We start from the raw sequence: 8683 nt of genomic DNA, 5'->3' as shown, positions 1-8683 counted from the left end.
GATCCAGTAGCCGGGGCCGTACCAGCTGCGCGGGTAGAAGTCGCCGAAGCTCCAGAGGCGCACGTAGAAGCCCGACGGCGGCCGCCATGCATAGCGGTAGCGGTGCGAGCTGAAATAGACCGACGGATAGCGGCCGCGCTCCCAGTAGCGATAGTCGCCGCGGCGGCTGCCGTCACGGCGGTCCCAATCGCGCCGATCGCCGTCGCGCCGGCCGTCCCAGCGATCGCCGTCGCGGCGGCCGTCCCAGTAGCGGTCGCCATGGCGGACGTCGCCGTCCCGGCGGCCATCCCAGCGGCGGTCGCCATCGCGCCGGTCCCCATCGCGCCGATCATTGTCGCGTCGCCAGTCGCGGCGCTGGCCGTCACCGCCGTCCCAGCGGCGCCCGTCGCGGACGCCGTCGCCACGGACGCCGTCACCGCGCCCGCCACCGCCACTACGCACGCCGTCGCCTCGGACCGTGCCGCCGTCGCGGCGGCCTTCCCAGCGGCGGCCTTCCTGCCCGCCCGTGCCGCGATAGCCGTCGCCGCGCACGCGCGGCTCAACCGCCCGAGGGGCCTGCGGGGCCTGAGGGGCTTCCCGCGCCTGCGGGACCTCGCGGCCACCGCGGCGTTCGCCGCCACCACGAGTCTCGCTCTGCTCGCGCTGGGCCCGAACGCCGGCGCCATCCGGCCGGCCATGGCCGCCGCCGCGCCCTTCGGCGCGCTCGGCCCGGTCGCCGCCGCCGCGGCCCTGGGCGAACGCGGCCGGCGCCTGGGCGGCCAGCACGACCGCCAGGGCCGTCATCGCAAATCTCTTCATCGTACCAAGTCCGATCTGGGCCACTTTCGCGACCCCGCAGTCCCATCAGCAAAAAGGGTGCGCAGCGGGATGGTGAACCGGGCTTGAACGGACGGCCGGTTCGGCCCAGTTGGGCGGGCGGGAGGACGAGACGACGTGAGCGCGAACCCCAACGATATCCTGACCTTCTGGAAGAATGCTGGACCCGGCCAGTGGTACGGGGCCAAGCCGGCCTTCGACGAGGCGATCCGGCTGAAGTTCGAGCCGGTGCACCACGCGGCCGCGCGCGGCGAGTACGACGGCTGGGCGGTGACGCCCGAGGGTACGCTGGCGCTGCTGATCGTGCTCGACCAGTTCCCGCGCAACCTCTACCGCAAGTCGGGCCACGCCTTTGCGACCGACCCCAAGGCGCGCGCCATCGCCCGCGCGGCGGCCGGGAAGGGCTGGCATGCGCAGGTGGAGCCGCAGATGCGGCAGTTCATGCTGCTGCCGTTCCAACACTCCGAAGACTTGGCCGACCAGGACCACGGGCTCGCGCTGGCCGAGGCGCTGGGCGACGCCGAGCTCACCAAGTGGCACGCCATCCACCGGGACATCATCGTCCGGTTCGGGCGCTTCCCGCACCGCAACCCGATGCTGGGGCGCACGACCACCGCCGAGGAACGGCAGTTCCTCGACGACGGTGGCTTTGCGGGCTAGCCGCTCCCAGGGGCGGCTTCGGCGGCTGAAGCCTATTCGGGCTTCTGGGACTTCTCTGCCTCTTCGCGCTTGGGCGCCTGGGTCACGCAGACCTTGCGGGGCATGCGCGAGCCGCTGGGCGTGGCCGTGTAGCAGTGCTTCTTCGGGGCCTCCTTGGCGGCCTCCGTGGACTTTTCAGGCGCCGGCGACTGGGCCTGAGCGGCCTCGGGCGCAGCGAACAGGAGCATCGCCGCGAACGCGGTAGCGAGCATAGGAACCCCACCTTACATAAAAACTGTAGAGGCCCCTTAACGAAGCGTACATCGTACGCCAACCCCTGAATCGACGAACGGTCATGTGGATCAAGTACGGCGTCTGTGGAGAAGGCAACGGCGCACGCTGTTCGATCCGATGCGAATCACCCACGCTCAACCGACGATGAATGCTTATGTCGCCATCGCCACGGAGTACGCGGCCGACCCGAATCATCCGGAGCGCCAGTACCTCGACCTGCTCGCCGACATCCTGGCGAACGGCGTGCAGCGCGGCGACCGGACCGGCACCGGCACCCTGGGCGTCTTCGGCCGCCAGATGCGCTTCGACCTGGCCCGCGGCTTCCCACTGCTGACCACCAAGAAGCTGCACCGCAAGTCGATCATCCTGGAGCTGCTCTGGTTCCTGCGCGGCGACACCAACGTGCGCTGGCTGCAGGAGCGTGGCGTCAGCATCTGGAACGAATGGGCCGACCCGGAGGGCGAGCTAGGGCCGGTCTACGGCAAGCAGTGGCGCTCGTGGGCGGCGCCGGACGGCCGGGTGATCGACCAGATCGCCGCCGTCGTGCAGAGCCTGAAGACCAATCCCGACAGCCGCCGCCACATCGTCTCGGCCTGGAACCCGGCCGAGGTGGAGGACATGGCGCTGCCGCCCTGCCACTGCCTGTTCCAGTTCTTCGTGGCCGACGGAAAGCTCTCCTGCCAGCTCTACCAGCGCTCGGCCGATGTGTTCCTGGGCGTGCCGTTCAACATCGCCAGCTACGCGCTGCTGACCTTGATGATGGCCAAGGCCACCGGCCTGGAGCCGGGCGAGTTCGTGCACACCCTGGGCGACGCGCATCTCTACCTGAACCACCTCGACCAGGCGCGACTGCAGCTGACGCGCGATCCCCTGCCCCTGCCCGTCATGCGCGTGGCCGACCGCGACGACCTGTTCGCCTTCGAGTACGAGGACTTCAAGCTCGAGGGCTACCAGGCCCACCCCTCGATCGCCGCCCCCATCGCTGTATAGGCCCGCATGAAGCCGCCGCTGACCCTCTCGGAAGTGAGCGATGCGGCGGCGCGGATCTCGGACATCTACGCCGGCAAGTTCGGCATCGCCCGCGACGACGACTGGTACCTGCTGAAACTGCAGGAAGAGCTGGGCGAGCTTTCCCAGGCCCACCTGCGCCTCTCCAGCCGTGGCCGCGGCGAGGCCTGCGAGCACGACCGCGCCGACGAGGCCGCCGACCTGCTGTGCCAACTGCTGCTCTACTGCCGCAGGTTCGGCATCGACCCGGACCAGGCCGTGCGGCGCAAATGGCTTCAGTGGCTGGAGCCGGTGAGCTGATCTGCTAAGGCAGACCCGATGTCGAACGTGATCCTCGCCGCCGGGCCGATCGCCCGCGACCGCAACGGCGTCATCGGCAAGGACGGGACCTTGCCGTGGCGGCTGAAGACGGATCTCGCGATCTTCCGGGCCGTGACGATGGGCAAGCCGGTGATCATGGGCCGCAAGACCTGGGAGAGCCTGCCGAAGAAGCCGCTGGTGGGACGGACCAACATCGTGCTCAGCCGCGACGGCTCGTTCGAGCCCAGGGGCGCGGTGGTGTGCGAGGAGTTCTCCGAAGCGCTCGCCATCGCCCGCGAGCAGGCCGAGGAGGACGGCGTGGGCGAGGTCTGCGTGATCGGCGGGGCCTCGCTGTTTGAACTGGCGCTGCCCAAGGCGCGGCGGCTGTACCTCACCGAGGTGGACGCCGAGGTTGAGGGCGACGTGACGCTGTCGCCCATCGACGAGAGCCGGTGGACGCAGGTGCGGGCCGAGCGCCACGAGGCCTCGGAGGTGGACCAGTATCCCTTCACCGTGCGGGTGCTGGACCGGCGCTGACGCGGGGTCACGCTGGAACCCCGTCCGCGGCGCGCTAAGGTCACGCCCGACGAACGGCGGGAGGCTTGGGATGGAAATCGAACTGGTCTGCGAGGGGCTGGAGTTCCCGGAGGGGCCCATCGCCATGGCCGACGGCTCGGTGATCCTCACCGAGATCAAGGGCCGGCGGCTGTCGCGGATCACGCCGGACGGCAAGCGCGAGACGGTGGTCGAGACCGGCGGCGGGCCCAACGGCGCGGCGATCGGTCCGGAGGGCGCGATCTGGATCACCAACAACGGCGGCTCTTTCGAGTGGCTGGAGAACCAAGGCCTGACCATCCCCGGCCCGACGCCGCCGTCGCACACCGGCGGCATGATCCAGCGCTACGACCTAGAGTCCGGCAAGCTCGAGACCGTCTACGACGCCTGCGACGGCAAGCGGCTGGTGGGGCCGAACGACCTCGTGTTCGACAAGGCCGGCGGCCTCTGGTTCACCGACCACGGCTGCTCGACGCCCGAGGGGCGCAAGAACGGCGGGATCTTCTACGCCATGGCCGACGGCAGCCACATCAGCCAGCAGCGCGGGCACATGATCTCGCCGAACGGCATCGGCCTCTCGCCAGACGAGCGGACGGTCTACGTGGCCGACACCCAGCTCGGCCGGCTGTGGGGCTTCGACGTGGCCGAGCCGGGGGTGCTGGGCCCGGGCCCGGGATTCGCGCCGGGCAACGTGATCTGCAACCTGCCGGGCTACCAGCTGCTGGACAGCCTGGCGGTGGAGGCCGGCGGCAAGGTCTGCGTGGCCACGATCATCAACGGCGGCGTCACCGCCTTCGACCCGTCGGGGACCACCGAGCACTATGCGTTCCCGGACATCCTCTGCACGAACATCTGCTTCGGCGGGCGGGACATGCGGACCGCGTGGGTGACGGCCTCGTCGACCGGCAAGCTCTACAAGGCGAAGTGGCCCAGGCCGGGGCTGAAGCTGAACTTCAACGCTTAGCGATCGTCATCGAACTGTCGTGAAACCGTGATGACGTGGGATTCCATAGAGGAGCTTCGTCCATGGACGGCCTCGACCTCGGCGCCGCGATCGGCATCGGCGCCCTTCTCGTCCTCGTGATCCTCATCATGCCCTTCGCGGCCCGCCACGACCGGCGCATGGCGCGCCGCCGGTGCGCGGACGACGGCTCCACGGCGGTCGTGGCCTCCAGCCCCGTGGTCTTCGACGGTGGGGACGGCGGCGGCTGCAGCGACGGCGGCGGCGGGAGCTGCTGAGTCTCACATGGACAGAGTTGAGCTGATCGCGATCTCGATCGGCGTCGCCGTGATCGTGATCGCGATCGTCATAGTGCTCGTCTTCCCGGCCCTTGGCGGCGACGAGCGCAAGCGCAGCGACGCCAGCTTCGGCGGCCCCGACGGCTAGTACAGCGTCGCGAGCGCGCTGCGGTCGTAGGTCTTGAGCTCGTCGCGGCGGCCGTCGCGGACCTTCACGACCCACTCGGGATCCTGCAGCAGGGCGCGGCCCACGGCCACGAGGTCGAAGTCGCCGCGCTCGAGCATTTGCTCCAGGCGGTCGAGCGACGCCGGCTGCGAGGCCTCGCCGCCCCAGCTCGCTACGAACTCGCCGGAGAGGCCGACCGAGCCCACGGTGATGGTCGGGACGCCGGTGACCTTCTTGGCCCAGCCGGCGAAGTTGAGGTCGCTGCCGTCGAACTCCGGCTCCCAGAACCGGCGCTGCGAGCAGTGCAGGCAGTCGGCGCCGGCGTCGACGAGGGCGCCCAGCCAAGCCTCCAGCCCCTCGGGCGTCTCGGCCAACCGGGCCGCGAAGTCCTGCTGCTTCCACTGGCTGATGCGGATGATGATCGGGAAGTCGGGGCCGACGGCCTTGCGCACCGCGCGGATGATGTCGGCGGCGAAGCGGGCGCGGCCGGCGATGTCCTTCGCGCCATAGGCGTCCTCGCGGACGTTCACCCCGTCCCAGAAGAACTGGTCGATCAGGTATCCGTGCGCGCCGTGCAGCTCGACGGCGTCGAAGCCGCGCTGCCTGGCCGCGGCGGCCGCGTCGGCGAAGGCGCGGATGGCGTCGGCGACCTCTTCCTCGGTCATGGGCTCGCCGAACTTCTTGCCGGGGCTCGAAAGGCCGGACGGGCTGTCGTAGGGGCCGGGCGGCTTCCACGTCTCGCTGCGGGTACGCACCGCGCCCACGTGCCAGAGCTGGGGCGCGATCAGGCCGCCGCCCTTGTGGACCTCGTCGGCCACCTTGCCCCAGGCCGCCAGCTCGGTCTCGCCGTGGAAGCGCGGGATGTTGGGGTCGTTCAGCGAGGCGGGGCGGTCGACGCCCGTGCCCTCGGTGACGATCAAGCCCACCTGGTTCTCGGCGCGTCGGCGGTAGTAGGCGGCCACGTCGTCGGTCGCCACGCCGCCGGGCGAGAACGAGCGGGTCATGGGCGCCATGACGATGCGGTTCGGGAGCTTCAGTCCCTTGAACTCGAAGGGTGTGAAGAGGACGTCGGAAGCCATGCGTTACCCCGTGGCGCGATTTTCAAACGCTTGTTTATCGCAGGAACGCAGGTCCGCCAGCGCAGAAAAGCTGGGGTCGCGATCAGCGTCCCGCGCCCAGCAACGCCTCGCGCCGCGCCAAGCTCTCGGCCGACCACTCCTTCTGCATGTCGTAGTAGACCTCGAAGACGCGCGCGCCCTGCGGGAGCTGCACCCAGGGCAGCTTCGAGCGCGTGAAGATGTGCGCGTCGGGCGCCAGCGCAGCCCGGTCGTCCAGCGTCGTGGCGCGCAGGAAGGTCAGCACCTTGCGCCGCCCGTAGTCGGACCACAGCGTCGTGCCGCAGATGCTGCAGCGGTAGACGTCGTGCGGACGGCCGCTGTCGGTGGGCATGGTGAAGCAGCTGGTCTCGCCCGACAGCACCTCGACGCGGTCCGTCTCGATCAGGGCGTTGATCGCGAAGGCCGAGCCGACCTGCCGCTGGCAGTCCCGGCAGTGGCAGCAGTTGACGAACATCGGCCGCGACTTCAGGCGGTATCGCACCGCCCCGCATGCGCAGCCGCCTTCCAGCGCGCTCATGGTTCCTCCTGCGTCAGTCACCGCTATTTTTCAGGCTGGAAAAGTTGACGCCACCGTCATCTTTCGTTGACTAGGCGCCGTCAGGAGATCATCGTTCACCTGACGGACTGCGGGCGCGCCGAAGACCCGCTCTGGAGGATGACCCCATGGCTGACGACGCTTCCCTCGACCTGCACCGCGCCGCCCGCGAGGCCGCCTATTCCATGCCACTCGAAGAGATCAACCCGGCCAATCCGGAGCTCTTCCGCACCGACACCATGTGGCCCTACTTCGAGCGCCTGAGGAAGGAGAGCCCGGTCCACTACACGCAAGACAGCGGGTTCGAGGACATCGGGGCGTACTGGTCGATCACCAAGTACAACGACATCATGGCGGTGGACACGAACCACCAGGTGTTCTCGTCCGAGCCCACCATCGTGCTCCCGGACCCGGCGGAAGACTTCACGCTGCCGATGTTCATCGCCATGGACCAGCCGAAGCACGACGTGCAGCGCAAGACGGTGAGCCCGATTGTGGCCCCGCACCATCTCGCCTACCTCGAACCGATCATCCGCGAGCGCGCCGGCAATATCCTCGACGAGCTGCCGATCGGCGAGGAGATCAACTGGGTCGACAAGGTGTCGATCGAGCTGACCACAATGACACTCGCGACCCTGTTCGACTTCCCCTGGGAAGACCGCCGCAAGCTGACCCGCTGGTCCGACGTGGCGACCGCGTCTCCGGACTCGGGCCTCTTCAGCTCCACCGATCCTGAGATCGCCGAGCAGGAGCGGCGCCAGGAGCTGTTCGAGTGCGTCGACTACTTCATGAACCTGTGGAACGAGCGTGTGAACGCGCCGCCGCAGCCGGACCTGATCTCGATGCTGGCCCACGGCGAGGCCACGCGGAACATGGATCGCATGGAGTACCTCGGGAACCTGATCCTGCTGATCGTGGGCGGCAACGACACGACGCGGAACTCGATCTCGGGCTCCGTGCTGGCCCTGCACCAGAACCCCGACCAGAACCGCATCCTGCGCGAGAACCCGGCGCTGATCCCCAACATGGTCTCAGAGACCATCCGCTGGCAGACGCCGCTGGCCTACATGCGCCGCACCGCGCTGCAGGACGTCGAGATGCACGGCAAGACCATCAAGGCCGGCGACAAGGTGGCCATGTGGTACGTCTCGGGCAACCGCGACGAAGAGGTCATCGACCGCCCGAACGACTACTGGATCGAGCGGCCGCGGGTGCGCCAGCACCTGTCGTTCGGCTTCGGCATCCACCGCTGCGTGGGCAACCGGCTGGCCGAGCTGCAGCTGAAGATCATCTGGGAAGAGATCCTGGCCCGCTTCCCGCGCCTCGAGGTGACGGGACCGCCGCGGCGCGTCTTCTCGTCTTTCGTGAAAGGCTACGAGCACCTGCCGGTGGTGATCCCCACCCGCAACTGAGTTCTACGACGAGCAGCTGAAGCCTGAAGCCTCCGCGCAAGCGGGGGCTTCTTTTTTGGCCGGCGTCGCAAAAGGATCAGGAAAAGATCAGGCGCGCGGCCACGACGGCGCGTGGGGCGGCGGGCCACAACGCGGCGTTCCTCTCGCAACGGAGCCTCCCCATGCCGACCAGACCCCTCCTCATCCTGCTCGCCGCCGCCGTGACCAGCCACGCCCAGGCCGCCACTGAGCGCCATCTCATCGCGTCGGTCAGGGTCCCGCTCGCGGCCCTCGGCGTCTCTGCCGAGCCCGACGCGGCGCAGGCGCTGGGCCGGATCCGGGGCGCGGCCTACCTCGCGTGCGGCGGCGACGCGAGGCGACACCCGGCCTTCGAGGAGATGCCGCGCCACACGGTCGAGGTGTTCCGCGAGTGCCGCGAGGACGCCCTGCTGGGGGCGGTTTACGGGGCCCGCGCCCCGGCGCTGGACAGCGCGCACGCCATGCGCGCGCCGGACGACCGTTGACGGGATGGAGCCATGGGGCTTCCCTGCCCGTTCTCGAGTTCGGCGGGGCGGCAGGAGAGATCTCGATGACCAAGCTTACTCTATTGGTGGCGACCCTA

Annotated in this window: 13 protein-coding genes; 9 read left to right on the top strand and 4 right to left on the bottom strand. The window is 69.3% G+C overall.

Annotated elements, in window-relative coordinates; all coding sequences use genetic code 11:
* Positions 1-798: hypothetical protein (locus VGD44_RS07745; protein ID WP_331085572.1), on the bottom strand; the 798-nt coding region annotated here is incomplete at its 3' end.
* 135 nt (positions 799-933) lie between these two features.
* Here VGD44_RS07745 and VGD44_RS07740 point away from each other — a divergent pair.
* Entirely contained in the window at positions 934-1476 is a 543-nt protein-coding gene (locus VGD44_RS07740; protein WP_331085570.1) for a DUF924 family protein, read from the top strand.
* Positions 1477-1508: 32 nt separating this feature from the next.
* Here VGD44_RS07740 and VGD44_RS07735 read toward each other — a convergent pair whose 3' ends face one another.
* A complete protein-coding gene (locus tag VGD44_RS07735; protein ID WP_331085568.1) occupies positions 1509-1727 on the bottom strand; it encodes a hypothetical protein in 219 nt (72 codons plus the stop codon).
* A gap of 166 nt (positions 1728-1893) precedes the next feature.
* Here VGD44_RS07735 and VGD44_RS07730 point away from each other — a divergent pair, with 166 nt between their 5' ends.
* The 6 genes from VGD44_RS07730 (at position 1894) to VGD44_RS07705 (ending at position 4999) form a co-directional block, all read left to right on the top strand.
* Positions 1894-2739 (top strand): thymidylate synthase, encoded by an 846-nt coding sequence (locus VGD44_RS07730; protein ID WP_331085567.1) that lies wholly within the window; start codon positions 1894-1896, stop codon positions 2737-2739.
* A gap of 6 nt (positions 2740-2745) precedes the next feature.
* Positions 2746-3057 (top strand): phosphoribosyl-ATP pyrophosphohydrolase, encoded by a 312-nt coding sequence (locus tag VGD44_RS07725; RefSeq protein ID WP_331085565.1) that lies wholly within the window; start codon positions 2746-2748, stop codon positions 3055-3057.
* 18 nt (positions 3058-3075) lie between these two features.
* Positions 3076-3594 (top strand): dihydrofolate reductase, encoded by a 519-nt coding sequence (locus VGD44_RS07720; protein WP_331085563.1) that lies wholly within the window; start codon positions 3076-3078, stop codon positions 3592-3594.
* A gap of 70 nt (positions 3595-3664) precedes the next feature.
* A complete protein-coding gene (locus VGD44_RS07715) occupies positions 3665-4576 on the top strand; it encodes an SMP-30/gluconolactonase/LRE family protein (protein ID WP_331085561.1) in 912 nt (303 codons plus the stop codon).
* A 62-nt stretch (positions 4577-4638) separates the two neighbouring features.
* Positions 4639-4851: a hypothetical protein gene (locus VGD44_RS07710; RefSeq protein ID WP_331085559.1), complete on the top strand. Its 213-nt coding sequence runs from the start codon at positions 4639-4641 to the stop codon at positions 4849-4851.
* Between the two features lie 7 nt (positions 4852-4858).
* Positions 4859-4999 carry a hypothetical protein gene (locus VGD44_RS07705; protein ID WP_331085557.1) on the top strand — a complete coding sequence of 47 codons (141 nt, stop codon included), beginning with the start codon at positions 4859-4861 and terminating at the stop codon, positions 4997-4999.
* Here the strand turns inward: VGD44_RS07705 and VGD44_RS07700 are convergent.
* Both VGD44_RS07700 and VGD44_RS07695 read right to left on the bottom strand, forming a co-directional pair.
* Complete coding sequence (locus tag VGD44_RS07700; RefSeq protein WP_331085555.1) at positions 4996-6096, bottom strand: NADH:flavin oxidoreductase; 1101 nt, start codon at positions 6094-6096, stop codon at positions 4996-4998. The genes VGD44_RS07705 and VGD44_RS07700 overlap by 4 nt on opposite strands.
* A gap of 82 nt (positions 6097-6178) precedes the next feature.
* Positions 6179-6652, bottom strand: coding sequence for a GFA family protein (locus VGD44_RS07695; protein ID WP_331085553.1), 474 nt, complete (start codon positions 6650-6652; stop codon positions 6179-6181).
* 146 nt (positions 6653-6798) lie between these two features.
* Between VGD44_RS07695 and VGD44_RS07690 the strand changes: the two genes are divergently transcribed.
* On the top strand, positions 6799-8082 hold the full coding sequence (locus VGD44_RS07690; RefSeq protein WP_331085551.1) for a cytochrome P450: 1284 nt from the start codon (positions 6799-6801) through the stop codon (positions 8080-8082).
* 161 nt (positions 8083-8243) lie between these two features.
* Positions 8244-8585, top strand: a complete 342-nt coding sequence (locus VGD44_RS07685) for a UrcA family protein (RefSeq protein WP_331085548.1) — start codon at positions 8244-8246, stop codon at positions 8583-8585.
* Positions 8586-8683 lie beyond the last annotated feature (98 nt).

Source organism: Phenylobacterium sp. (assembly GCF_036402295.1).
Taxonomy (GTDB): Bacteria; Pseudomonadota; Alphaproteobacteria; order Caulobacterales; family Caulobacteraceae; genus Phenylobacterium.
This window is presented reverse-complemented; position numbering and strand designations above follow the sequence as displayed.

Excerpts from the sequence above, each read along its gene's own strand:
- VGD44_RS07685 (WP_331085548.1), top strand. The coding sequence starts at position 8,244 with ATGCCGACCAGACCCCTCCTCATCCTGCTCGCCGCCGCCGTGACCAGC.
- VGD44_RS07700 (WP_331085555.1), bottom strand. The coding sequence starts at position 6,096 with ATGGCTTCCGACGTCCTCTTCACACCCTTCGAGTTCAAGGGACTGAAG.
- VGD44_RS07725 (WP_331085565.1), top strand. The coding sequence starts at position 2,746 with ATGAAGCCGCCGCTGACCCTCTCGGAAGTGAGCGATGCGGCGGCGCGG.
- VGD44_RS07735 (WP_331085568.1), bottom strand. The coding sequence starts at position 1,727 with ATGCTCGCTACCGCGTTCGCGGCGATGCTCCTGTTCGCTGCGCCCGAG.
- VGD44_RS07690 (WP_331085551.1), top strand. The coding sequence starts at position 6,799 with ATGGCTGACGACGCTTCCCTCGACCTGCACCGCGCCGCCCGCGAGGCC.
- VGD44_RS07695 (WP_331085553.1), bottom strand. The coding sequence starts at position 6,652 with ATGAGCGCGCTGGAAGGCGGCTGCGCATGCGGGGCGGTGCGATACCGC.
- VGD44_RS07730 (WP_331085567.1), top strand. The coding sequence starts at position 1,894 with ATGAATGCTTATGTCGCCATCGCCACGGAGTACGCGGCCGACCCGAAT.
- VGD44_RS07720 (WP_331085563.1), top strand. The coding sequence starts at position 3,076 with ATGTCGAACGTGATCCTCGCCGCCGGGCCGATCGCCCGCGACCGCAAC.
- VGD44_RS07715 (WP_331085561.1), top strand. The coding sequence starts at position 3,665 with ATGGAAATCGAACTGGTCTGCGAGGGGCTGGAGTTCCCGGAGGGGCCC.
- VGD44_RS07710 (WP_331085559.1), top strand. The coding sequence starts at position 4,639 with ATGGACGGCCTCGACCTCGGCGCCGCGATCGGCATCGGCGCCCTTCTC.
- VGD44_RS07705 (WP_331085557.1), top strand. The coding sequence starts at position 4,859 with ATGGACAGAGTTGAGCTGATCGCGATCTCGATCGGCGTCGCCGTGATC.